Consider the following 24,521-nt stretch of genomic DNA (forward strand, 5'->3'; position numbering starts at 1 on the left):
AATTAGGTTAGGAGGAACTAACATGAAAAAGAAAAGAATATTAGAAGAAGATAATACTACTGATAATATTGAAACTAATGAGCGGAGATATAGACAAATGCTTCAAACTAACGAAAGGATTTTCGGGGCTATTTATAATTCTTTTGCTTCGTATGCTCCCTTTTGTTTTTATCCATATACATATTCAATGCTTCTACAATCCAATCCTATTGATAACGTAGTGGAAAATAATGAAATTGAAGAACTTTTAAAAAAGCAAGATGAATAAATCATTAAATCAAAGAGTAAAAGGGGGGATGAAAAGCAGTGTATAAAAATATGTGTTGTCATTCAAGAAAAAAACTTAGTCCTTCAAAAGAAAATTATTTAAAAGCTATATATAAGTTATCCGAGACAGCACAAGCAGTACGCTCAATTGATCTTGCTACCTATTTAGGAGTTTCTAAACCGAGTGTTTATAATGCTGTGACCATATTGCAAGAGGAAGGATTAGTTATTAAACCTTTACGTGGAGAAATCCATCTCACTGACGAAGGGTATAACCAAGGGAAAATCATTATATATAAATTTCAACTAATAAAACAATTCTTAATTTCCTGTTGCAATGTTAATGAGCGGATAGCGAGTGAAGATGCTTGTAAAATAGAGCATCTTATCAGTGACGAAACTATGTTTGCTCTAAAAAGTATACTGCATGAATGGCATCACCAAATCCGGTAAGGCCATCTACAGAAACAATCAGGATATCCTCTACTTCCCGGTTTTTAATTTCTGTCAGAACTCCAAGCCAGTATTTTGCACTTTCATTTCCTCCAACCCACATACCCAGAACTTCCTTTGAGCCGTTTAAGTGAATTCCGATAGCAATATAGACTGCTTTTTTGACAGTTGCATTATCCTGCCTTACATAATAGTGAATGGCATCCATGAACACAACCGCATATTTTCTATCAAGGGGACGATTTTGCCACTCTTTTGCCAGGGACAGAATGCGGTCTGTCATCTTAGATATCATTTCAGCAGAGGCTTCTACTCCATAAACACTGTGCAGATGAGTTGAGATATCTCTTGTGGACATTCCTTTCGCATACATGGAAAGTACTTGATCCTCAATATTGGATATATCTGTTTGATTCTTTTTTACAATCTGTGGCTCAAAATCACCTTTTCTATCTCTCGGAATATCCAGAGAGATTTCTCCCATGGAAGAGACTACGTTTTTCTTACTGTAGCCGTTTCGGCTGTTGTCCGTTTCTTTTGCCGAATAGTCATACTTAGAGTATCCGAGCTATGTATCCAGTTCCACCTCCAGCATACCTTGCAAGGTATCACCAAGCAGGTCTTTTAGCATCTCCTGGACGTCCTGTGCAGTTTTGGGCTGATAATGCTTTAAGAGCCCATTGATGAATGCTTTTCGTTCCGGTGAAAGTTTTCTTTGTCTTGCCATAAAAATATCCTCCTGGATTAATATTTATTTTAACATTAATCCAAGAGGATTTCTCTTAGTTTACACAAAATTTTTTACAGTCTCAACTTCGACATAAATAGAAGTTACTCATTGAAACTAGAAGTCACCTCTTTATTTTACTTCTACCATTAATTTGGTTAAATAAAGAGGTAACTTCTATAAAAGACATAATGCTTGCAAGAACAGTACTTACTTCTACTTTTTCTTCACTTAACAAATAGAATTTCTGGGTCTATAATAATGATTAAGGCATCATTTCGTTTTTTGGCAGTACCTTATTAAGGCATCCGGAATAAGTGACAAGACTAAATATATGCCAAAAATATAGGACTAAGTTCTACAATGGAACCGTCTGTGCCAAGTCAACTTATTTCTTTATTAGTTCAGGACGCAGCGTTACGTCATCTGGTAAGATTTTTTAAATGAAGCGTATCATGCAGCCTGTAATTCTGCCAAGGCGTAAGTATATTAAGTCCCCATGGTAAGCTGCCTGAATAAATTGACCACATTAACCTGTCCGTATCCCCATATGTTATTTGGATAGGTGTATGAGCTTGCCCGCACGGCACCTCTCATCATCAGTCGGCTGACATCGACTCCATTCATCGTTTTGTAATACTCCTTGACAATGGCCCACTCAAAGGCCATGGCAATGATGCCGGCCACATGAGCAGCAGCAGCCCCTGTGCCTGTAACAGAACCATATCCATTACCGGGAACCGCACAGGTAAGCTGATAACCAGGAGCAGCAATATCCGGTTTAATAAGGCCGGTTCTTGTATAGCCCCTGCTTGATTCTCCAATTATTGAGTTATTAATCTGATTGTATGCAGTCACAGTCGTTTGGTGACTACCGTTTCCGGGTGAAGTGATGGTGGTATCAGGAGAGGAATTAAGAAAAAAGGTCTGATTGGATATGAGACCGTTTGAAGGGAGCCAGGCATGAAAGGACAAAGGTTCATTTTCAACGCTCCTGATCCGTATGCGCCAGACTCCGGGAGTGGTATTCTGAAAGCGTACAAGAATCATCTGGTCTCCGGTTTCCACTTCAAAAACATTATTACTGATATAAAGAGTGGTAGGGGTGAATATAAAGTTAATTATCCTGCAAGCACCAAATTCAGGATAGATCGACTGGGAGGATTCTCTATATGGTGAGGAAATATCAATGGAAAGCCGTCCAAGGGAACTTGACCAGATTTCCATAGCAAACATTTTATCTTTTTCCCCTATTCTTAATTCAAAATCATTGTAATAAGGCTCTGATTGGGTAGAATTAAAATAATGTCTTTGACTGTTTCCCTCGTTACCGGCAGAGACGGATATGCCGATACCGGGCTGCAATGCCATGTCGTTTAGGTAACTACTTAGTGAGCTACTTCCATCATTGCCCCCAAAGCTGCTTCCAAGGGCAATACAGGTAACCACAGGTTGGTTAAATCTTTCCTGAATGGTAAGGGAATAACGGAAGCCAAGTATAAGATCTGATTCCTGGAAGCATAAAGCATCATTAGGAATAAAATAAAAGTTTTTTAGATTCTCTTTTGCTTCCTTAAGCTTTACGATCACCAGATCAGATTGAGGGACTACACCGCTAAAGGATTCCAGTAAGTTGGGAGTGCCGGCAATAACGCTTGCAATGGCCGTTCCGTGTCCATTGGTGTCTGTTGTTGGTACAATGGAGAAGGGGGCTTCAGAGTTTAACGCGGTATTGATTGTCTCCCGGCTGTATTCCGTACCAAAGGTAAACGTATCGGGAGGAGAGCCCTCTTGCTGAGTCTGGTCCCATATAGTAAGGATACGGGTTGAACCATCGCTGTTGCAGAACGCGGGATGCTGGTAATCAATACCGGTATCAATGACAACTACAATTACACCCTGTCCGAATAGAGCTAAGGTAGGATTCCTCTGCACCTCACCAATGCCGGTCTTTTCAAGGCTGACCGTAGAAGTGAGTGTGTATATTAAAGGAAAGGTGTGAACAGGATACTTTTCAAAATCACAAATATGTATGTCAGCAGTTGGGACATGGAGTAAGGAATGACGGTTGTTTAAATAGGTAATGTTATCCTCACTGACAGATGGAGCCACTGGGTTTGTAATAATTAAATCATAATAATCATTATCCAAAATTTTTATCATAATTAAGTCTCCTTATTACTACAACAGTAGTATTCATGTAATTTAAAAAAAAGAGAGCATCCGTCAAATATATTCCGGTAGCGTTGCCGGATTGATATGCGTGTTAAATGATATGACAGAAGATGAATAAAAATGAAGTAGTTGTAGGAAAAAAAAAGGAATCTTATATTGGTTTTAAGAAATCAAGAGATTGGAAGAAGATTAAGTACTCAAAGACGAAGATTTTGTTTGCATAGAATATATACTAAACAAAAACAGCATGACGACGCTGATCCTGGCAAAGTACGATGATAATGATGAATTAATTATTACAAACCATGTTTCTCTTGGCGTTAGAAACTCAGGCAGCATGGAATGATAATTTCAAATTGTCCTTTAAAACACTTAAAGGGATATACTGATGCAACATGGATTGATCCATTGGTATGTACAATCGAATACATGCCTTCTGAAAAAGAGGGAATACGTCAACCAACATTTAAAGAAGTGAGAGATGATAAACTACCAAGGCAATGCAGGATTAAGGAAGATGACAAGTGAGAGAGTACTGCAATTTGAAAGTGCTGTTGATGCTGAACTCGAAGCACAAGGGATAAAAGTACTTGGAGGATAGTCAAAAATATTACATCCAGATAAATCAGGAAATTTAAAAGCAAAACCATCTACTGTATATGTAACGTGGCGTATTGGCTACACAGCAGCAAATGGATTTTTATACAAGAGCATATTCTAATGATTTAAATTGTCTTCTTAAAAGTATGGTGGGGGCAAATGAATATCAGGATCTAGGAAGTGCTGCTAAGGGATATTATGAGATTAGGGTAACAAATATTGTACCAACATATGCTATTAATCATACAACCGAAACAAATAAAAAATTCACTTCCGGTACAGTCTTAGAATGTCAAGCCTATGTAGACATTGATGCCATAAATGTAATTTCTGGTGGAGAGTGGTATGGCTCTGATGTAGTAACAATTCCATAATTTAGCTCTTTGTTAATATTAACAATAAAGCAGTATTATTTTAAAGTTTATTATCTGTTTCTAGGGTGTCTTGGCCTACGAATAATAGCAAAATGATTCCTTTAAACGAGCTGCTGTATTTTTGCAAAAGATATGATATACTATAGTAAAAGGTAGGTAAAAAATTATGGATAATATTATTGGTGGTTCTTCAGGCTGGACATATATTTATCTTGATGATCAAGATATAGAGTCTCCGGTATCGCCTAGTTCCATAGAAGCAATTAATAACAACTTAAAAATCATAGAAGAATTAGAAAAAGAAAATAGGAAAGCAAATTAATTATTAACAATCTTAGAAGAAAAATAATGGATACTAAACATGAGGATGGGGGATCAAAAAATGTCAATACTATATAATGTAGTTGGAATTAAACAAAAATACAATGTATAGATTGAAGTATTAATAAAAGAGTACTTTTATATGAATTGCAATATATTAGAATTGGAATTTAATATATAATAGGTAATTATTTTTTTTAGAAATATTGCTGACAAATCCCCACTTTTCATTTATATTATGATAAAAATTTAACATCAATGAAACTCGATTGCTGAAAGCGATCGTTGGTAGTTGATTGGATAGGTTCTTGTGTTTTTTCGCCAAGTACTGATTATCCAATACGCCAATGGTCGCTTTTTTAATATTCTATAGAATTTAATTCATCTCGTAGAGTTCAAAAAAGCTGTAATGGATAGGAGTAATTATCTTTTTTGGATAGAAGAATTCTTAGCAGAGAGATAAAATAATTATTTATTATTTGTTTATTTAGGGGGTGATTCCATCGCACTAAGTAGAGGAAATGAGACTACAATGTTACATAAAAAATATCAAAGGGGATAATGAACTATGAGAAAAGTCAAATATGAAACAAAAAAGATTGTGGCGGCTATATTAGCAGGAATAATTACAGTAAGTAGTTCGGCCACGGCCTTCGCGTCTGTTCCACAAAGGGATACTATAAGGCGAAATTCATTATAAACAATATTGTAATTTTTCTTATAAATACCTTGTATACATAGAAAGAAATTATCTATAAAAAACAACAGCACTGGTTTATTGGGCTATGATAGAGTTGGAGGAATAAAACCCTATATTCTACAACGTTTTTATTAAAAATATGTAAAAGAATAATTTAAAAAATTATTGCAAAATAATATTTAAAGTAGAAATGAGAGTAGAAACAGAGGAAGATACCCATGTGAATTTAAGGTAGATTTTCAATTGCAATTCCGTAATGTTTTTATCATCAGATATTAGTATAAGGGTATTATTTATTGATTGAATCAGTAAATAGTACCCTTATATTTATTGTTTATTTATTATAAAAAGACTGGTATTTATTCAATGAAGGATTGAATAACCAGTCTTTTTTAACCTCATTAATTACTTCAATGCCGAAAAGGAAGTGGTGGGAGAGGGCTTACTTATGCCCGATAAAGCGTAGCACGCTGTGAGCAAGCAGGGAAGCGGATTGCGAATATCCGATTAACTCTGTAATCATCATGGGTTGGAAATAGCAGGAACGGAAAAACAGAGATAAGAATATCCATATATATGCAATTGAGCCATTTTTTGCGCGTTGTTCAAAGAATAACCAGCATGTTATACTTGTGAAAAACTAAGAGAGAAAAGGATCATGTGATGAACAAAAGTATTATGAAGAAACTATTTCTGTCTGTTTCCGTTTTTATGGTGATCGTTCTGAGTTGTTATTTAGGCAGGGTGGCATTTGCTGAAAGACCTAACAGAATTTCCTCAGAACCTACCCAAAACTCCACAACCGTTGCGGTTGCAGACACACCGGTACCTCTTTCCCCGAAAACTATTGCAGATAATCCTGAAACGGCTGCTGTCCTTGCCGCAGAGGAATCATATACATCGCCCGCAACAGAACCGCCTGCTTCGCCCGCAGCGGAATCATCTGATCTGCCCGCAGCAGAATCCTCTAACCTGCAGACTGGTAAATTAGTTGGATATTATGCAGCATGGGCGGCCTATTATAATCACTATCCAAACCAGATCGATGCAAGGAAGCTGACCCATATTAATTATGCTTTTGCCAACATTGGTTCTGACTTAAAACTAACCCTGGGATATCCTGACGTGGATGCCTCTAACATAAAGCTTTTAAATTCCTTAAAACAGACCAATCCGGATTTAAAAACACTGATTTCCGTTGGAGGCTGGAACTGGTCCGGGAAGTTCTCGGATGTGGCCCTGACAGAGGAGACCAGAACTGCATTTGCAGACAGCTGCGTTGATTTCATTAAAAAATACGGATTTGACGGAGTCGACTTAGACTGGGAGTATCCGGTCAGCGGAGGTCTGGCGGCAAATTCCAGGCGCGGGGAAGATAAACATAATTTTACTCTGCTTCTTAAAAAGATTCGGGAAAAACTGGATGCGAAAGGTACTGCTGACAATAAGCATTACTTACTGACCATTGCAGGAGGAGCGGATACTTCTTACATAAACAATGTGGAGCTGTCAAAGCTGGCTCAGTATCTGGATTATGCAAATATCATGACCTATGATCTGCATGGATACTGGGATTCTAATACAGATCTCCTTGCTCCTTTATATGACAACGATGATTCTTCTCCCCAGTATAAGGCGAGTGTGGAAAGAGCTGTTAATGCCTGGCTCGGAGCCTCTTTTCCGGCAGAAAAGCTGGTAATGGGTATTCCGTTTTACGGATATTTATATTCTTCTGTAAATAATTCAAACAATGGATTGTACCAGACCTTTGGCGGTTCCAATTCCATCGGATATCAGGATATTAAAGAAAATTATTTAAATAAATCTGGCTATACCAGTCATTTCCATACCCAGTCAAAGGTTCCATGGCTATTTAATGGTACGGTCTTTATAAGCTATGAGGATCCGAAGTCCATAGGCTATAAAACTGATTATATCAAATCAAAGAAGTTAGGCGGCGCTATGGTTTGGGAGCTGAGTCAGGATTCGGAGGGAGAACTTCTAAACGCACTGTATCATGGACTGAAACAATAAAAGAAGGCGTCAGCCCCATATCCCGGACAGGGAATATGGGACTGACGCCTTTTTTGTTCCAGACGGTCCATATAAGGATTTTATTATTTTTCCAGGGTGCTGAGTCCTGCAACTTCATCTACGGGAAGAGAAAAAGCAATGGCATGTTCTCCGGTTTCCTTTAACACTGTTTCGCAGATGGATTTAAGAACCGCCTGTTTATCCGTGAAGGGAACCAGGATGAGGAGAATTTCCTTCTCACTGGAAAGAGTCAGACCAAAAAGCTTTTTTGAATCATCAGCAAGAGCTTCTCTGGCTTTGACCAGGGTTCCTCCCTTACAACCGGCATTTCTGGCAGCCTCCATGATAGGAGCAGAAAGGTCGGTATTGATGACAGCAGCAATTAGTTCGTATCTGATCGTATCTGACATAGAGCGATCCTCCTTGTGATAATCTGTGGATGAGGGCATATCCCCGGATGACGGGGCATTTTCTAATATATTGGAAGCTGCGGCGCTGATTCCTGACAGGGGGATGGTAAATACTATGCCATAGCCTTGTTTTTCAAGTTCTAATTTTTCATGCAGAGCAGATAATAAGCGCTTGGTAGCCGCTTCCTCCACAATTCCGATAACCAGATCTTTTTCCGGCTCATCAAACCCAAGACAATCCCTGATTGCAGAGCTTGCGGTCCCGTGTCCTCTGGTAATGAGAAGCAGTTCCTGATGATGTTCTCTAAAAACGGAAGCTGCCTTTTCGCCCTTTCCCCTGGCAACGATAATCGTTATCCAGTTTATTTTACGATTGGAAGTCATCAGCCTCCTCCTTTCCTAAGTCAATAAATTCAAGTTCCATATTAAGAAGCGGCGCATTCGCCGGAACGTTCGCTTTTTTCGTTTTGTAGTTATAAGAGACGCCGATAAGCTGTATGATGATCAGGGGCGTCATAGCGACCATGGCTACAATACCAAAGGCATCGGTCACAATATTTCCACCCAAAGCCTCACAGGCTCCCATAGCAAAGGGAAGGAGGAAGGTAGCCGTCATAGGACCGGAAGCCACACCACCTGAATCAAAGGCAATGGATGTAAAAATCGGCGGGACTACAAAGGAAAGGCCAAGGGCCAGGGCGTAGCCGGGAAGCAGGAGTGCCAGTAAGGGCAGGCCTGTCATGACCCTTATAATTGATAATCCAAGGGAGATAGCCATGCCGATGGATAATCCGGTCATCATGGTTTTTTCCGAGATGGAGCCTCCTGTAATGTCCTCTACCTGCTTATTTAAAACCTGTACGGCCGGTTCGGCTTTTACGATATAGAATCCAATAAGCATTCCGATGGGAACCATGACCCAATTATAAGGGAGTGAGGCAAGCTGCTGTCCCAGATAATTACCGGCAGGCATAAAGCCTACGTTGACGCCGGTAAGGAAAAGCGTCAGTCCGATGTAGGAGTAGATGAGTCCTACCAGGATTTTGATTAACTGCCTTTTTCGAAGCTTCAGAAAGAAGAGCTGGAATACGATAAAGAACAGCAAAACGGGTAAAAGAGCCAAGAAGACCTCCCAGGCATAATCAGGAAGTTCATGCTGAAAAGCCAGCCAAAGATCCTGGGAATTGTTTATGGAAGGGATCATCAAGGGTTCATAATCAGTGGCAGAGGATTTATAGACCAGACCCAGTATCATAACGGAAAGAATCGGTCCTATGGAACAAAGTGCGACCAGGCCGAAGCTGTCGCTATCCGAATTCTTACCCCGTCCGATGGTTGAGAGACCTACGCCAAGTGCCATGATAAAGGGCACCGTAATAGGGCCAGTTGTAACTCCGCCGGAGTCAAAGGCCACAGCCAGAAATTCTTTTGGAACAAAAGCGGATGTAATAAAGAGTATGGCATAGCAGATCATAAGGATATGGGATAAGCTCCAGCCAAACAGGGTTCTTAAAAATGCAATTGCCAGGAATACTCCTACTCCTGCGGCCACAGAAAGGATCAGGACCATGTCAGGAACTGCGGGTGTCTGTCCCGCCAGGACCTGAAGGTCCGGTTCTGCGATGGTAATAATAAAACCAATGACAAAACAGGCAAAAACAATAAGCGGAAGCTTTTTGGATTTTGCCAGGTGGGCACCCGCTTTTTCCCCGATGATCATCATGGACATGTCTACACCAAGTGTAAAAAAGCCCATTCCAACGGTTAAAAGGGTTGCACCTACCAGAAACAGCATCAGTGGGTCAAGTGGCATGGGAGTGATGGTTATGCACAGGATCAACACGATACATGTAACGGGCAGGACAGATGATAGGGATTCTACTATTTTTTCTTTTAATTTTTGATTCAAAGAGATACCTCCTGTTGTCCGTTTTTAATGATAGGGATTCTTAAGAATGATAATTTGCACAGAATTGTGCATGAGCCTGCAGACTCTTTTTAGATCATGACTAGTTTAACACATAATTAGTTGCGAGTGCAACTAAAATCTTTATGAATAATTAATATCACTGGAAAAAGTTGTCATCGGTTTACAAATGTACAATTACCTGTCTTACTAATTTCATATCCCTTAAATGGAAGGAGACTGTTTTTAAATTCCTTAGAACTTATCGTGTCGGCAATTCTTTGAAAAGCCGGATGGCTCAAGGCTTCTACAGAAAAGACTAAGTCCATGGAGGCGGAGGACAGAGGGATATAATCCAGCTGCGGGTATGCAGCCAGGTGGGAGATATCTCCGATGCCTGCATCAGCAGCTCCCGATGCGACTGCATTTGCGGCTGACATATGGGAGAGACATTCCTTCTGGTATCCGGAGATAGCGGTCTTTTCAATGCTTTGGGCTGAAAGGCTGGAGTCCATATAGATCCGGTACCCGTTTCCCTTCTCCCTGTTTATGAACCGGATATCCGGCCGGCATAAATCCTTTAAGGTGTGTATGCCCTTTGGATTTCCTTTTCTGATATAAAAACCTGCCTGAAGGCTGCAGATATGGATGATTACTGCTTCCTTTCCTGGCAGCAGGCTTTGAATCTGCTGGATTTCCTGACCTTCCCGGCCGGTGCAGAAAGAGGTGAGGGCCATATGGGTCTTTTCATAATACAGGGAATACAGGCTGTTATATTCATTCATATAGGAATGCAGGATGGGAAGGCTGTCCGGACGCAGGCTCAGCTGGCTGCGAAGCAGTTCCACAACTCTGGATTCCTGACTGCTTATGATCAGGCCGCTGGCGTTAAGAAGGTAATCCATCTGCCGGATCGCGGAATCAGCGGTAAACAGGGGGATATCCATGATCCCGGGAAGAGGCTCATCTGCCTGGAAAGAACTGCTGCTGTTTGGAACCTTTAAGTATTCATCCAGCTGTTCCTGGCTGATCCTTATCTGCTTGCCCACCTTATTTGCCCTTAATTCTCCTCTTTTTATCAATTCATAAACAGTAGATTTTTTGATTTTAAGCTGATCTGCGACTTCCTGGGTGGTATATATTTTTTCCATACGATTTCCTCTTTATTTCTTGTGGTTTCCATCAGTTATAATTAGTTATAGCATATTTCATTTCATTGTCAATCAAAGCTGCAAAAGCGGGTCTAAATCCCGATGTTATTATATAATTAGATTGGCATTGACATTCCTTAAAATTTCATCTAAAATGAATTGGTAATTACCAAACGGGACAAAACCCAACAAAACATAATTAAAATGAACAACTTGTTGTTCAAAAAAATCAGGAGGAAGTATTATGAAACAAGGAAAGAAATTACTGGCAGTAATGTTGGCAGCAATGTTTGCTGCTGGTACGGTTGCGGGGTGCGGTTCAACCGGTACAAAGGCTACGCAGGCGGATCAGACAACTGCAGCGGAGGAAACCAGTAAAGCTGAGGAAACTACGAAGGCAGAAGAAACCACCGAGGCAAAGGCAGAGAAGGAAGACCTTTATGTCTTTATTGCAGCCAGTTTAAAAAACACAATGGAAAAGATCAAGGAAACTTATGAAAAGGATTATCCAAATGTAAACATAATATACAATGCAGACAGCTCAGGCACTCTTCAGACTCAGATCGAAGAAGGCGCCCAGTGTGACATTTTCTTTTCTGCGGCAACAAAGCAGATGGATGCGTTAAAGGATGGCGGATTTGTAGTAGACGGCTCCATCAGCAACCTTCTTGAGAATAAAATTGTTCTCATTAAGCCAAAGGATGGGAAAACTGAAGTAACCGGCTTTGACAATATTACAAAGGCATCAAGCCTTGCTCTCGCAGGAGAGGATGTTCCTGTAGGCCAGTATGCAAGAAAGCTGTTCACCAATCTGGGAACTCTTGATCAGGTGATGAAGATGGAAATTAACGAAGGCGCCAATGTTACTGCTGTTCTGACAGCTGTTGCAGAAGGAAGCAACGAAGTTGGAGTTGTTTATGCAACTGATGCGGCTTCTATGGCGGGCAAGGTTGAAATCATTGCTGAAGCAGATAATACCATGATCGATCCTGCTGTTTATCCGGTAGGCCTGATCATTGACAAGGAGGCATCAGAAGGGCAGGCAAAGGCAGCCGCTGATTTTAAAGAGTTTCTGGTAAACGATGAAGGCGTTATGAAGCTGTTTACGGATGCCGGATTCGCAAAATCTTCTAAATAAATAATTCATAAAAAAAGGGGGTGAAAATCTATGCTTGAACTGATGAAAACAATAGATTGGAGTCCCCTTTTTATTTCTCTTAAAACGGGGATTCTGGCAACGGTGCTGACATTTTTTCTGGGGATAGGCGCCGCAAGGCTGATTATGAAGCTGAATAACACGGCAAAATCCATTGTAGATGGTATCCTAACATTGCCTTTGGTACTCCCGCCTACTGTGGCCGGGTTCTTTCTTCTGTTGATCTTCAGCCTTCGAAGACCCTTCGGCAAATTTCTTTTTGAGGAATTTAATATAAAGATGGTACAGACATGGCCTGGCTGTGTCATAGCTGCTTTTGTTATCGCATTTCCTTTGATGTACCGGAATGCGAGGGCGGCTTTTGAGCAGGTGGACGTTGACATGATCCATGCGGGAAGGACCCTGGGGCTGTCGGAGAGGAAGATTTTCTGGAAAATCATCGTTCCCATTGCAGCTCCTGGACTGGCTTCCGGAACCGTACTCGCCTTTGCCAGAGCCATCGGAGAATACGGGGCGACCGCCATGCTGGCAGGAAACATCCTAGGAAAGACCAGAACGGTTTCCGTTGCAATTGCTTCCGAAGTTGCGGCAGGAAACTGGGATACAGCTGGATTCTGGGTATGTGTCATTGTAATCTTGTCTTTTTTTATTGTTGCTGTTATAAATTATATATCTGGAAAAAATATGAAACATGTGAACAGGTGGATTTGATATGGCATTGCAGGTAAACATCCGAAAAAAGTTTTCAGGATTTGAATTAAATGTGGAATTTGAAACTGAGGCTGGCTGCATGGGGATCTTAGGAGCCTCAGGCTGCGGGAAAAGCATGACTTTAAAATGTGTGGCAGGAATTGAAAAACCGGATCAAGGCCGGATTGTTTTAAACGGGAAGGTATTGTTTGATTCGGAAAAGGGGATCAATCTGCCTGCCAGAGAACGCCGTACCGGCTACCTGTTTCAGAACTATGCCCTGTTTCCCACCATGACGGTAGAAGAAAACTTGAGTATCGTGATTCCGGGAAAAAAACGGGATAAGCTTCCCCTTGTCGCTGAACAGCTAAGGCGCTTTCAGCTGGAAGGGCTGGAAAAAAGATATCCCTCCCAGCTGTCGGGAGGGCAGCAGCAAAGAGTGGCACTTGCCCGCATGCTTTTATACAAGCCGGATATTATTATGTTAGATGAGCCGTTTTCTGCATTGGATGGCTTTTTAAAGGATACGCTTCAGATGGAAATGCTGGAACTGATCAGGGAATATAAAGGTGATGTGCTCATGGTATCCCATTCCAGAGATGAAATCTACAAATTCTGTGACCATATGATGCTTCTTTCAGAAGGAAAAACCATATTAAAAGGCTGCACAAAAGATATTTTCCGCAGACCGGAAAGAATGGAAGCAGCAAAGCTGACCGGCTGCAAAAATATATCATCCATAGAGAAAATAAGTGATTATGAGCTTTATGCCTGTGAATGGAAGATAAAGCTTAAAACAGAGGAGAAAATCGGAGATTCCGTCAGGTACGTAGGAATCCGGGGCCATAACCTGATTCCGGTTCAGGAACGGTCGGAGGAAAATGTCATGGGAATTGAATTGGCTGGATTTGCCGATACGCCTTTCCAAAGGCAGTACCTGTTCCAGAACTCAGACGATAAAACCTCCTCAAAGATCTGGTGGGTCCAGGATAAAATGGACTTTGAGGAAGGAAAGATTCAAAATATTCCGCCATTTATGAAGTTTCCCAAGGAAGACCTCCTGCTTTTGCTATAGTATTTGTGAGAACCGGTTGACAATGAGTATAGAAATGCTTACAATCATTTTATGAAAAAGCAGTATAATCTTTTGGCTTATAATCCATAATTACTTCTATATATTTCCACTTTCCTGCCATGCATTTTTGGCAGAACCCGCCCCGTTTTACCGGGTGTAAAGGTAACCGAAGTATATTTCCACAGGCCAGGATTGAATGAGAGGAGGCATATGAGATGAAACTCAGTGCAAGAAATCAGTTTAAGGGAAAAGTTGTAGGAATTGAGACAGGTGCGGTAAACGCCATTGTAACCATTGATATTGGCGGCGGCAATATCGTATCGTCCACAGTTTCCATGGCGGCGGTGAAGGACTTAGGACTGGAAGTCGGAAAGGATGCCTATGCCATCATTAAAGCGACTTCTGTAATGGTTGGGATTGATTAAAAACGGAAATTATAAAAACGGACTTTTGACAGTCCGTTTTTTACTTTTTAAATATGTAGAACGTAAATCCTCAGCAAAGAATAATCCTTAAAGGTCCCTGGATTTATCCCCTTTCATAATATGAGCACCAAGAAGGAGTACCAGATAGAATATGCTTAATATAGTAATATGGAATGCGGTTTTTATAAATAATGGCATACTCTTAAATGGATCTGTCACGGAAAACAGCGCAAAGTAGATACCGATGGCGAGCACCATCAGGGCCGCCGGCTTTAGGATCATATCCCAAGCGTTCCACACAAAATCCACCTTTTTCCGCAGGGTCAGCACATGCATCATGGCCAGAAGCAGTTCACTGGCCAGCATTCCCACCAAATAGGCTAAGATCCCATATTTGGGAATTCCAAAGAGAACAAATCCTAAACGCAATAACAATGCAATGGCGTTCTGGACAAAGGTGACAGAGGTTTTCCCCAGGCCGTTTAAAATACTTCCCATAGTAGTTACCAGATAGAGGAAGGGACAAAGCCATGCTAATATGGTCATATAGGTTCCGGCGCTATTATCCTTAAATACGCTGACACCCAAGTCATTACCAAACAGGGTAAAGATACCGATGCAAAGGATTCCCACGTACAGGCAGTAACGAAGTGACATGGAAATGGCATCACCGATCCTCCGGTCATTTCCCTCTGACTGGGCCTCGGCTACCGTTGGCAGCAAAAGGACGGCCAGGGAATTAAATATGGTGGAAGGGAACAGAATAAAGGGCAAAGCCATTCCGGTTAAAACACCATATACGGAAAATGCTCCTGAATCGGAAAGCCCTGACATCTGCAGTCTGCTGGGAATCAGGATGGCTTCTGCGCTTGCAAGGACATTTAAGACCAGGCGGTTCCCCATAAGAGGCATTGCCAGGTGCATAAGCCCGGGAGCAGTTTCATGGAAGGAAGAGGCAACCGCTGTGACGCCTTCGGGCATTTTTGGTGAAAAAAAGCGATAGGCCGTGATCGTATAAAGAGAAGAAACAATTTCTCCTATCAGATGTCCCATGGCTGCCAGCTGGACAGTGATTTTAATCCCGGATTCTATCATGATATCTGCAATGAGGAACACGGCTCCGATTCTTATGAACTGTTCGATCACCTGAGCAGATGCCGGGACATGTGGGCGCTGCATACCATAATAGTAACCATTGATACAGGCGTGAATGGCCGCACAGGGGACGGATAACGCAATAAAGAGAAGAAGAGGGGCACAGCGGGGTTCCATCAGGATATTGACGGCCAGGAAATCCTTAAACCGGATGATGGCGTATGCCAGGATCAAGGAAATAGCCACTGAAATAATAAGGCCGGTTCGGAAAATGGAACGGCCTTTTCTCACATTAGCGGCTACGGACTGGGATATGGCGGTCTGAATAGAACCGGCGCATAAGGCAAAGCATACGCCAAACACCGGATGGATCAGGTTAAAGATTCCAAGTCCTTCTGCGCCAATGGTCCGTGAGAGAAAAATCCGGTAAAAAAAGCCTAACAACCGGGTGATCAGCCCGGCAGAAGTCAAAAGAAGGGTGCCGGTGAGAAGCGCATATTTTCTTGGCGAAAGTTTTCGGGGAAATTTCAGAGAATCATTCATGCAATCTCCTGAAAATGAGAATTATTATAAATATATGGAATGGGCTTCTTCTTCATGACATCTGTTGCAGTTCAGTTATGCCAGCTCCGATTGTACAAATTTTTGTGCATGGCTGAACTGTAACTATAATGAGAATCATTCCTATTGAAATTCTAGGAAATGTGTGTATAATAGAATTTGTAGATGAAGCTTTTAACTTTAGAACTACAGAAAGGCGGAACTAACAATATGAAGCAATTGATTTATCTTGACAATGCAGCGACTACCCAAACACGGCCCGAGGTCGTGGAAGCCATGCTGCCTTATTTTACGGAGTTTTATGGAAATCCATCCTCCGTATACGAGTTTTCCGGCATCTCAAAAAAAGCCGTCTCAGGAGCCAGAGAAACCATTGCAAACACTTTGGGAGCCAAGGCTAATGAGATCTATTTTACTGCAGGCGGTTCAGAGTCTGATAACTGGGCACTGATTGCAACAGCAGAGGCTTATGCTTCAAAAGGAAAACACATCATCACCAGTAATATTGAACACCATGCCGTGCTTCACACCTGTGAGTATTTGGAGAAGCAGGGCTTTGAGGTAACCTATTTAAGTGTAGATGAGAATGGGGTTATAAAGCTGGAGGAGCTTAAAAAAGCGATCCGCCCAGACACCATCCTTATTTCCATCATGTTTGCTAATAATGAGATAGGAACCATAGAACCGATCAAAGAAATCGGAGAGATTGCAAAAGAACGGGGAATATTATTCCACACAGATGCGGTCCAGTCATTTGGCCATGTGCCCATTAACGTAGATGAATACCATATCGATATGCTCAGTGCCAGCGCCCATAAGATCAATGGACCCAAAGGCATTGGCTTTCTCTATATCAGAAGCGGCATTAAATCCCGTTCCTTCATTCATGGAGGCGCTCAGGAGAGAAAACGCCGTGCCGGTACGGAGAATGTGCCGGGGATCGTAGGCTTTGGCAAGGCTGTGGAGCTTGCGGTTGCAGGTATGGCTGATAGAGCAAATAAGGAATATGAGCTTCGTAATTATCTGATGGACCGGGTTATGGCAGAGGTTCCTTTTACAAGAATTAACGGACACAGGAAAAACAGGCTGTCCAACAACGTAAATTTTGCTTTCCAGTTTATTGAAGGAGAGTCCCTGCTGATCATGCTGGATATGAAAGGTATATGCGGCTCCAGCGGTTCTGCCTGTACTTCAGGCTCCTTGGACCCATCTCATGTGCTGCTTGCCATTGGCCTTCCTCACGAAATCGCCCATGGTTCCCTTCGTCTGACCTTAGATGAGAACAACACAAAGGAAGAGATGGACTATGTTGTGGAATCCATTAAGGAGATCGTGGAAAAACTGCGCAGTATGTCCCCGCTTTATGAGGATTATATCAAGCATCAGGCGAAATAATTCAAAGTGCCGCCTATTAGCGGCTGGAAACAAAGCAGATTGATTACCTTGAAATGGAGAAAATAAATTATGTATACAGAAAAAGTTATGGATCATTTTGAGCATCCAAGAAATGTAGGGGAAATTGATAACCCCAGCGGCATGGGCACCGTAGGTAATGCCAAGTGCGGCGATATTATGAGAATCTATCTGGATATTGATGAAAATCAGATTATCCGTGATGTGAAATTTAAAACCTTTGGCTGCGGAGCCGCGGTTGCTACCAGCAGCATGGCTACAGAGATGGTAAAGGGAAAATCCGTTCAGGAGGCCATGGCTGTGACGAATATGGCTGTCTGTGAAGCGCTTGATGGATTACCCCCGGTTAAGGTTCACTGTTCCCTGCTGGCAGAGGAAGCAATTCACGCTGCCTTATGGGACTATGCAAAGAAAAACGGACTTGAGATTGAGGGCTTAAAGAAACCCAAGTCTGATATCGGTGAGGAAGAAGTGGAAGAAGAATATTAAGATGCCGGGCTTTTGCTTATCCGGCTAGAAAGTGGAAACATAAAGCTATGAGCAAAGGGAAAGTAGTAGTAGGAATGTCTGGAGGTGTGGATTCTTCTGTGGCGGCATGGCTCCTGAAAGAACAGGGGTATGAAGTCATAGGTGTTACCATGCAGATATGGCAGGATGAGGATACCGGGACCCAGGAGGAAAACGGAGGCTGCTGCGGCTTAAGCGCCGTGGACGATGCCAGACGGGTGGCCTGGGACCTGGAGATTCCTTATTATGTCATGAATTTTAAAGAAGAATTCAAATCCCAGGTCATTGATTATTTTGTAGGAGAATACCAGAAGGGGCGTACGCCCAATCCCTGCATTGCCTGCAACCGTTATGTCAAATGGGAGTCTCTTTTAAAGCGAAGCCTGGATATCGGGGCTGATTTTATTGCCACAGGCCATTATGCCCAGATCGATAAGCTTCCAAGCGGAAGATATGCATTAAAGAAGTCCGTGACTGCGGCAAAGGACCAGACGTATGCCCTTTACAATCTAACGCAGAACCAGCTGGCCCATACCTTAATGCCGGTAGGAGCTTATTCCAAGGACCAGATCCGTGAGATCGCGGACAGGATCAATTTAATGGTAGCCCATAAGCCGGACAGTCAGGAGATCTGCTTTATTCCGGATAATGATTATGCAGGTTTCATTGAAGAAAGTGCAGGGGAAAAAGCGCCGGAGGGGAACTTTGTGGATCTTTCCGGCCAGGTGATCGGCAGACACAAGGGAATTACCCATTACACCGTAGGCCAGAGAAAAGGGCTTAACTTATCCATGGGCCACCCGGTTTTTGTGGTGGAGATACGGCCTGAAACCAATGAAGTAGTAATCGGAACAGGCGATGACGTTTATGACCATACTCTGCGGGCCAACCATATTAACTGGATGGCAGTTCCCGGACTTCAAGGAGAAACCATGCGGGTATCGGCAAAGATCCGCTACAGCCATAAGGGTGCCATGTGTACCATACAGGAAGTGGAGGATGGAGTGGTGGAATGCAAATTTGACGAACCTCAGCGTGCCATCACTCCTGGGCAGGCTGTGGTATTCTATGATGGAGACTATGTTGTCGGAGGAGGAACCATACTTTGAGGAATGTAAGAAAAGGTCGCGGTTGGCTGTTATTGGCCTCTATCCTTCTTTGCGCATTTATGCTAGCAGGCTGTGCCAGGAAATATGAAGCAGTAAAAGCACCTGCTCTGGAAGAAGCCCAGGGCGGTTTAGGCCAGGAGGAGGGAGAAGAAACGGCTCCCGTGTCCATTGCGGAGGATAAAACCGGAGAAACTGAGACCGGAAAATCAGCGGAGACAAGCTCCCATGAAGCTACTGTAACCATGGAGACAGCTCCTTCTTTTGAGGCAGCCGATGAGACCGTTTATGTTACCGGATCCCAGGTAAATATAAGAAAGTTTCCTTCTGCTGACGGAGAGATTCTGGACAAACTTGATAAGGGTGCTGTCCTTAAACGGACCGGATCCAGCGAGAGCTGGAGCCGGGTAGTTTATAAGGACAAGGAATGCTATATTTCCTCCCGGTACGTGTCAAAAGACAAGCCGGTTCAGGAGACGGCGAGTGCAGCTCCTTCTGTTTCCGGAAACGGGACGGGGAAGATCATTGCCATAGACGCAGGCCATCAGGCAAAGGGCAATTCCGAAAAGGAGCCCATCGGGCCAGGCTCTTCTGAGATGAAGGCAAAGGTGGCTTCCGGAACTCAGGGAACGGCAACAGGTATCCCGGAATACCAGCTCACTCTTGCGGTTTCTTTAAAACTAAAGCAGGAGCTTATAAACAGGGGCTATCAGGTTTATATGATCCGGGAAACCCATGATGTAAACATCAGCAATGCAGAACGTGCCCAGATGGCGGATAAAAGCGGAGCAGATATCTTCGTTCGGGTCCATGCCAATTCCTTAAATGACAGTAGCGTTCAGGGGGCTCTTACCATGTGCCAGACGGCTAAGAATCCTTACAACGGAAACTTATACAGCAAGAGCCAGGCTCTTTCCAAAGCCGTTGTGAATGGAATCTGCAATCAGACCGGATTTAAGAACCGGGGAGTGCAGGAGACAGATTCCATGAGCGGCATCAACTGGTGTAATATACCGGTTACCATTGTGGAGATGGGATTCATGAGCAATGCGGACGAAGATAAGAAGATGGCTACCGAGGAATACCGCGATAAGATCGTAAAAGGGATTGCCGACGGAATCGATGCATATTATAAATAATATCAAAGAAGAACAGTTGTTTTGAGCCTGACTCAAAGCCTGTTCTTTTTTGCGTTTGCCGGACTAGGCATAAATGAAAAAGAAATGGCATACATTTTCCTGAAATGCGGCTGAGTAACAAGGAGAATGGAAGCATGGCAGATTATGGACTGGCGATGGCAGGTGGCGGAACCAGGGGAGCAGCTCATGTGGGAGTATTATCGGCGCTGGAAGAAGTAGGACTTCTTCCCGACAGGGTAGCAGGGGCCAGTGCCGGAAGCATTGTAGCAGGGCTTTATGCAGCAGGCATGACAATCGGAGATATGAGGGAAACGGTGCGGTGGCTGATAAAACATGGCAGAAGCCTGATTGATCCGGATATTTTAGGAATTGCCCTATTTCTTCCCCAGTTCCTGATGGGAAGGGAGACAACGCTTCAAGGGCTTATAAAAGGAAACCGGCTTCAGCGTTTTCTCTGCGATTTAACGGATGGGATGGAGATACAGGGTAACTGCTGCAAGGGCCTGCTGGTTCCGGCTGTGGATATTAACAGCGGGGATACGGTAGCCTTTACAAACATGTTTGCAGAAGAAATTCCCCTTTCCGCATTGAGACAGGAGCACGTGAAATGGGAACGGAGCGGACTTCTTTGTGATATCATGATGTCAAGTTCCTCAGTTCCTGCCGTATTCCGGCCAAGGCAGATGAACGGCTTTCTGTTAGTGGATGGGGGTGTGACGAACAATCTTCCTGTAGACCTTTTGATCGCGGCGGGGGAAACAAGAGTCATTGCAGTGGACATTGGAGAAGAATATGAAATGCCTCACGATTATTCCATCATTGAGACTGCATTCCATTCCTTCTCCATTATGAGCAGGGAGCTTAAGGACTGCCGTTCCAGAGGTGAGATCCTTCTGTTAAAGCCGCCCATGCCAAAAGGTGCAGGACTTTTGACCTTTGAATGCATGGAAGAGTGTATGGAAAATGGCTACCTTTACACAAAAAAAATGATCCCAAGGATCAGGCGGGTACTGGAAATGAGATAGGATTTATAGTATTCTATAAAAACAGATTGCGATCAGGAGGAAGAGAAATGGAATTGACATTCAGATACGCCGAAAGAAAAGATACGGCTCTAATATTGAAATTTATTAAGGAACTTGCAGAATACGAAAAGATGCTTGATGAGGTGGTGGCCACAGAGAATCTGCTGGAAGACTGGATTTTTAACAGGCAAAAGGCTGAGGTGATCTTTGCCCTGGCTGACGGGAAAGAGGTTGGTTTCGCTTTGTTCTTCCATAACTTTTCTACATTTTTAGGGAGAGCTGGAATCTATCTGGAAGATTTGTACATAAATACAGAGTACAGAGGCTGTGGAATTGGAAAGGCATTATTAAAGAAGCTGGGGGAGATCACGGTGGAACGGGGCTGCGGCAGGCTGGAATGGTGGTGCCTGGATTGGAACAAACCCAGCATTGATTTTTACCGTTCCATGGGAGCGGAGCCTATGGAGGACTGGACGGTTTACCGGATAGCAGGCAATGCTTTAAAAGAGCTGGCGGACTAACTTTAAATATTTGCTCATAGCCTAAAAAAGGACGTACACAAAACAAGTATCTGTGTACGTCCTTTTTCTTGCTTATTTATTTGTTTTTTCAATTTCCTGCATCTTCATCGCACGAACCTTTAACGGAAGTCCGAAAAGAGTGATGAAGCCATCTGCGTCGTGGTGGTCATATAAGTCTCCTGTTGTAAAGGAAGCCAGGGACTCGCTGTACAGGGAATAAGGAGAAGTGGTTCCGGCCTTAATGATATTACCCTTATAAAGCTTCAGCTTTACTTCTCCGGTCACATACTTCTGTGTGGATTCCACAAATGCCTGAACTGCTTCACGCAGGGGGGTAAACCATTTTCCTTCATAAACGATCTGCGCAAATTTATTGCCCATATCTTTCTTCACTTCCATCGTAGCACGGTCTAAGACCAATTCCTCTAATTGCTGATGAGCCTCAAGAAGAATGGTTCCGCCGGGAGTTTCATAAACGCCGCGGGATTTCATTCCCACAACCCGGTTTTCCACGATATCCACAATGCCGACACCGTGCTTGCCGCCCAGTTCATTTAACTTGGTAATGATATCAGAAACTTTCATCTTTTCCCCATTGACGCTGGCAGGGATACCTTTTTCAAAGGTCATGGTCACATATTCTCCCTCATTCGGAGCCTTTTCAGGAGATACACCCAGTACTAATAAATGGTCATAGTTAGGTTCGTTTGCCGGATCTTCAAGCTCCAGGCCTTCATGGCTGATGTGCCATAAGTTACGATCACGGCTGTAGCTGTTGTCAGCAGAGAAAGGAAGGTCGATTCCGTGCTGCTTGCAGTATTCAATCTCATCCTCGCGGGACTGCATGGTCCATACATCGGTCATACGCCATGGAGCAATGATCTTTAAATCAGGAGCCAGAGCCTTGATTCCCAGCTCAAAACGGATCTGGTCGTTTCCTTTACCCGTAGCGCCGTGGCAGATGGCGGTAGCGCCTTCTTTCCTTGCGATTTCCACCAGCCTCTTTGCAATGGCCGGACGTGCCATGGATGTTCCTAATAAGTATTTGTTTTCATAAACCGCATTTGCCTGCACACATGGAATGATGTAATTGTCGCAGAAGTCATCAACCAGATTTTCAACATATAATTTGGTAGCACCGGATAATTTTGCTCGTTCCTCTAAACCGTCTAATTCATTTCCCTGACCGCAGTCGATGCAGCAGCAGATTACCTCATAATCAAAATTTTCCTTTAACCACGGGATAATGGCTGTGGTATCAAGACCGCCGGAATAGGCTAAAATAACTTTCTCTTTCATTTATAGATCCTCCTCGATTTTAAATGGATTTTTTTTCATTGAACTTTCATAAATATACACCCAAATCATGAAAAATGCAAGGGTAAAATAAAAAATATAAAAAAAACTTGCATATTATACGCTATCAATGTATAATTATAAACTATCAGTTATAGAAAAATATGGAAAAGCGTTCTTTATAACAGAAGAGCCTGTATAAATAAGGTATAAAACGCCAAAAACCGGCAGAAATAAAAAACAAATGACCTATGAAAAAATATAAGGAGAGATGAATATGATTAAGGCAGGAATAATAGGATCCACCGGATATGCAGGCGGCGAGCTTGCAAGACTTTTGCTACAGAGAGACGATATAGAGATCCTATGGTACGGATCAAAAAGCTATGTAGATCAGAAATACGCTTCTATTTACCAAAACATGTTTCAGATTGTGGACGATTTCTGCCGGGATGATAATGTGGAGACCCTGGCTGAAATCGCAGATGTAATTTTTACGGCGACGCCTCAGGGTTTTTGTGCATCTCTTATAAATGAGGAGATTTTAAGTAAGACAAAGGTGATTGATTTAAGCGCAGATTACCGGATCAAGGATGTGGCTGTCTATGAGGAATGGTATAAGATGGAGCACAAGACACCTCAGTTTATAAAGGAAGCAGTCTACGGACTACCGGAAATCAATCGGGAGAAAATTAAAAATGCCAGACTCATCGCCAATCCAGGCTGTTATCCTACCTGCTCTACTCTATCCATTTATCCTCTGGTAAAGGAAGGGCTCATTGACCCCAGCACAATCATCATTGATGCCAAGTCAGGAACCTCCGGTGCCGGAAGAGGAGCTAAGGTGGATAACTTATACTGTGAGGTCAATGAAAACATAAAGGCTTACGGCGTAGGCGTTCACAGACACACTCCGGAAATTGAGGAGCAATTATCCTATGGGGCGGGCCGTCCGGTCACCATAAGCTTTACCCCCCATCTGGTGCCCATGAACCGGGGCATTCTCATAACGTCCTATGCGGCTCTCACCAAGTCAGTTTCTTATGAGGAAGTAAAAGCGGTCTATGATAAATATTATTCTAAAGAATACTTTATCCGGGTTCTGGAAAAGGATGTGGTTCCCCAGACCAAATGGGTGGAAGGAAGCAATTTTGTGGATGTGAATTTCAAGATTGATCCAAGAACTAACAGGGTAATCATGATGGGTGCTATGGATAATCTGGTAAAGGGAGCCGCAGGACAGGCGGTGCAAAACATGAATATCCTGTTTGGACTGCCGGAGAATAAAGGGCTTAAGCTCATTCCTCTGTTCCCGTAAGGGGTATGAGTGAAGACTGAGTCAAGAAAGAAACAACCGCATAATACAACAGGCGCGATAATAAAAGGGGATAAGG

Annotated in this window: 23 protein-coding genes and 1 pseudogene; 17 read left to right on the plus strand and 7 right to left on the minus strand. The window is 42.8% G+C overall.

Features of this window, described 5'->3' with window-relative positions:
- The first annotated feature begins 22 nt into the window (after positions 1-22).
- Both BMW45_RS12010 and BMW45_RS12015 read left to right on the plus strand, forming a co-directional pair.
- The gene (locus BMW45_RS12010) at positions 23-268 is read left to right on the plus strand and encodes a hypothetical protein (RefSeq protein WP_166433338.1); all 246 of its coding nucleotides are present in this window, start codon (positions 23-25) and stop codon (positions 266-268) included.
- Between the two features lie 38 nt (positions 269-306).
- On the plus strand, positions 307-720 hold the full coding sequence (locus BMW45_RS12015; protein ID WP_092243811.1) for a metal-dependent transcriptional regulator: 414 nt from the start codon (positions 307-309) through the stop codon (positions 718-720).
- On the opposite strand, the pseudogene BMW45_RS12020 reads toward BMW45_RS12015, so the two are convergent.
- Together BMW45_RS12020 and BMW45_RS12025 are read right to left on the minus strand one after the other, a co-directional pair.
- Positions 686-1,447 (minus strand): annotated as a pseudogene (locus BMW45_RS12020) (IS256 family transposase); the annotation flags it as partial. The gene BMW45_RS12015 and the pseudogene BMW45_RS12020 overlap by 35 nt on opposite strands.
- Before the next feature lie 489 nt (positions 1,448-1,936).
- Positions 1,937-3,610: a S8 family peptidase gene (locus BMW45_RS12025; protein WP_092243814.1), complete on the minus strand. Its 1,674-nt coding sequence runs from the start codon at positions 3,608-3,610 to the stop codon at positions 1,937-1,939.
- A gap of 354 nt (positions 3,611-3,964) precedes the next feature.
- Between BMW45_RS12025 and BMW45_RS27485 the strand changes: the two genes are divergently transcribed.
- From BMW45_RS27485 to BMW45_RS12035, 4 genes are all read left to right on the plus strand, one after another.
- Positions 3,965-4,150, plus strand: a complete 186-nt coding sequence (locus BMW45_RS27485) for a hypothetical protein (RefSeq protein WP_143057034.1) — start codon at positions 3,965-3,967, stop codon at positions 4,148-4,150.
- A gap of 146 nt (positions 4,151-4,296) precedes the next feature.
- A complete protein-coding gene (locus BMW45_RS12030; RefSeq protein WP_143057035.1) occupies positions 4,297-4,596 on the plus strand; it encodes a hypothetical protein in 300 nt (99 codons plus the stop codon).
- Between the two features lie 166 nt (positions 4,597-4,762).
- Positions 4,763-4,918 (plus strand): hypothetical protein, encoded by a 156-nt coding sequence (locus tag BMW45_RS27825; RefSeq protein ID WP_166433339.1) that lies wholly within the window; start codon positions 4,763-4,765, stop codon positions 4,916-4,918.
- Positions 4,919-6,280: 1,362 nt separating this feature from the next.
- Positions 6,281-7,651 carry a glycoside hydrolase family 18 protein gene (locus BMW45_RS12035; protein ID WP_092243820.1) on the plus strand — a complete coding sequence of 457 codons (1,371 nt, stop codon included), beginning with the start codon at positions 6,281-6,283 and terminating at the stop codon, positions 7,649-7,651.
- Positions 7,652-7,734: 83 nt separating this feature from the next.
- Here BMW45_RS12035 and BMW45_RS12040 read toward each other — a convergent pair whose 3' ends face one another.
- From BMW45_RS12040 to BMW45_RS12050, 3 genes are all read right to left on the minus strand, one after another.
- Entirely contained in the window at positions 7,735-8,445 is a 711-nt protein-coding gene (locus BMW45_RS12040; protein ID WP_092243823.1) for a hypothetical protein, read from the minus strand.
- Complete coding sequence (locus BMW45_RS12045) at positions 8,429-9,970, minus strand: DUF1538 domain-containing protein (protein ID WP_092243826.1); 1,542 nt, start codon at positions 9,968-9,970, stop codon at positions 8,429-8,431. Before BMW45_RS12045 ends, BMW45_RS12040 begins: the two co-directional genes overlap by 17 nt.
- A 173-nt stretch (positions 9,971-10,143) precedes the next feature.
- Complete coding sequence (locus BMW45_RS12050) at positions 10,144-11,118, minus strand: helix-turn-helix transcriptional regulator (protein ID WP_092243829.1); 975 nt, start codon at positions 11,116-11,118, stop codon at positions 10,144-10,146.
- A gap of 244 nt (positions 11,119-11,362) precedes the next feature.
- Here BMW45_RS12050 and modA point away from each other — a divergent pair, with 244 nt between their 5' ends.
- The 4 genes from modA to BMW45_RS12070 all read left to right on the plus strand — a co-directional run bounded on the left by modA (position 11,363) and on the right by BMW45_RS12070 (position 14,464).
- Entirely contained in the window at positions 11,363-12,256 is an 894-nt protein-coding gene (gene modA, locus BMW45_RS12055; protein ID WP_092243832.1) for a molybdate ABC transporter substrate-binding protein, read from the plus strand.
- A 30-nt stretch (positions 12,257-12,286) separates the two neighbouring features.
- Positions 12,287-12,985 carry a molybdate ABC transporter permease subunit gene (gene modB, locus BMW45_RS12060; protein WP_025234677.1) on the plus strand — a complete coding sequence of 233 codons (699 nt, stop codon included), beginning with the start codon at positions 12,287-12,289 and terminating at the stop codon, positions 12,983-12,985.
- Between the two features lies 1 nt (position 12,986).
- Positions 12,987-14,039 carry a sulfate/molybdate ABC transporter ATP-binding protein gene (locus BMW45_RS12065; protein ID WP_092243835.1) on the plus strand — a complete coding sequence of 351 codons (1,053 nt, stop codon included), beginning with the start codon at positions 12,987-12,989 and terminating at the stop codon, positions 14,037-14,039.
- A 215-nt stretch (positions 14,040-14,254) separates the two neighbouring features.
- Positions 14,255-14,464: a TOBE domain-containing protein gene (locus BMW45_RS12070; RefSeq protein ID WP_025234675.1), complete on the plus strand. Its 210-nt coding sequence runs from the start codon at positions 14,255-14,257 to the stop codon at positions 14,462-14,464.
- A gap of 87 nt (positions 14,465-14,551) precedes the next feature.
- Here the strand turns inward: BMW45_RS12070 and BMW45_RS12075 are convergent, their stop codons facing one another.
- A complete protein-coding gene (locus tag BMW45_RS12075) occupies positions 14,552-16,102 on the minus strand; it encodes a polysaccharide biosynthesis protein (RefSeq protein WP_092243838.1) in 1,551 nt (516 codons plus the stop codon).
- A gap of 228 nt (positions 16,103-16,330) precedes the next feature.
- On the opposite strand from BMW45_RS12075, the gene nifS reads away from it, so the two are divergent.
- From nifS to BMW45_RS12105, 6 genes are all read left to right on the plus strand, one after another.
- Positions 16,331-17,515 (plus strand): cysteine desulfurase NifS, encoded by a 1,185-nt coding sequence (gene nifS, locus BMW45_RS12080; RefSeq protein WP_092243841.1) that lies wholly within the window; start codon positions 16,331-16,333, stop codon positions 17,513-17,515.
- Positions 17,516-17,584: 69 nt separating this feature from the next.
- Positions 17,585-18,022 carry a Fe-S cluster assembly scaffold protein NifU gene (gene nifU / locus BMW45_RS12085; RefSeq protein ID WP_025234672.1) on the plus strand — a complete coding sequence of 146 codons (438 nt, stop codon included), beginning with the start codon at positions 17,585-17,587 and terminating at the stop codon, positions 18,020-18,022.
- A 47-nt stretch (positions 18,023-18,069) separates the two neighbouring features.
- The gene (gene mnmA / locus BMW45_RS12090; RefSeq protein WP_092243846.1) at positions 18,070-19,149 is read left to right on the plus strand and encodes a tRNA 2-thiouridine(34) synthase MnmA; all 1,080 of its coding nucleotides are present in this window, start codon (positions 18,070-18,072) and stop codon (positions 19,147-19,149) included.
- A complete protein-coding gene (locus BMW45_RS12095) occupies positions 19,146-20,285 on the plus strand; it encodes an N-acetylmuramoyl-L-alanine amidase (protein WP_207649068.1) in 1,140 nt (379 codons plus the stop codon). Before mnmA ends, BMW45_RS12095 begins: the two co-directional genes overlap by 4 nt.
- Before the next feature lie 134 nt (positions 20,286-20,419).
- A complete protein-coding gene (locus tag BMW45_RS12100; RefSeq protein ID WP_092243849.1) occupies positions 20,420-21,310 on the plus strand; it encodes a patatin-like phospholipase family protein in 891 nt (296 codons plus the stop codon).
- Positions 21,311-21,357: 47 nt separating this feature from the next.
- Positions 21,358-21,831, plus strand: a complete 474-nt coding sequence (locus BMW45_RS12105; protein WP_029702059.1) for a GNAT family N-acetyltransferase — start codon at positions 21,358-21,360, stop codon at positions 21,829-21,831.
- 72 nt (positions 21,832-21,903) lie between these two features.
- Here the strand turns inward: BMW45_RS12105 and BMW45_RS12110 are convergent, their stop codons facing one another.
- Positions 21,904-23,130, minus strand: a complete 1,227-nt coding sequence (locus BMW45_RS12110; RefSeq protein ID WP_092243852.1) for an argininosuccinate synthase — start codon at positions 23,128-23,130, stop codon at positions 21,904-21,906.
- A gap of 274 nt (positions 23,131-23,404) precedes the next feature.
- Between BMW45_RS12110 and argC the strand changes: the two genes are divergently transcribed.
- Positions 23,405-24,445: an N-acetyl-gamma-glutamyl-phosphate reductase gene (gene argC, locus BMW45_RS12115; RefSeq protein WP_092243855.1), complete on the plus strand. Its 1,041-nt coding sequence runs from the start codon at positions 23,405-23,407 to the stop codon at positions 24,443-24,445.
- The last annotated feature ends 76 nt before the right edge of the window (positions 24,446-24,521 follow it).

Source organism: Lacrimispora sphenoides (assembly GCF_900105215.1).
GTDB lineage: Bacteria > Bacillota > Clostridia > Lachnospirales > Lachnospiraceae > Lacrimispora > Lacrimispora sphenoides_A.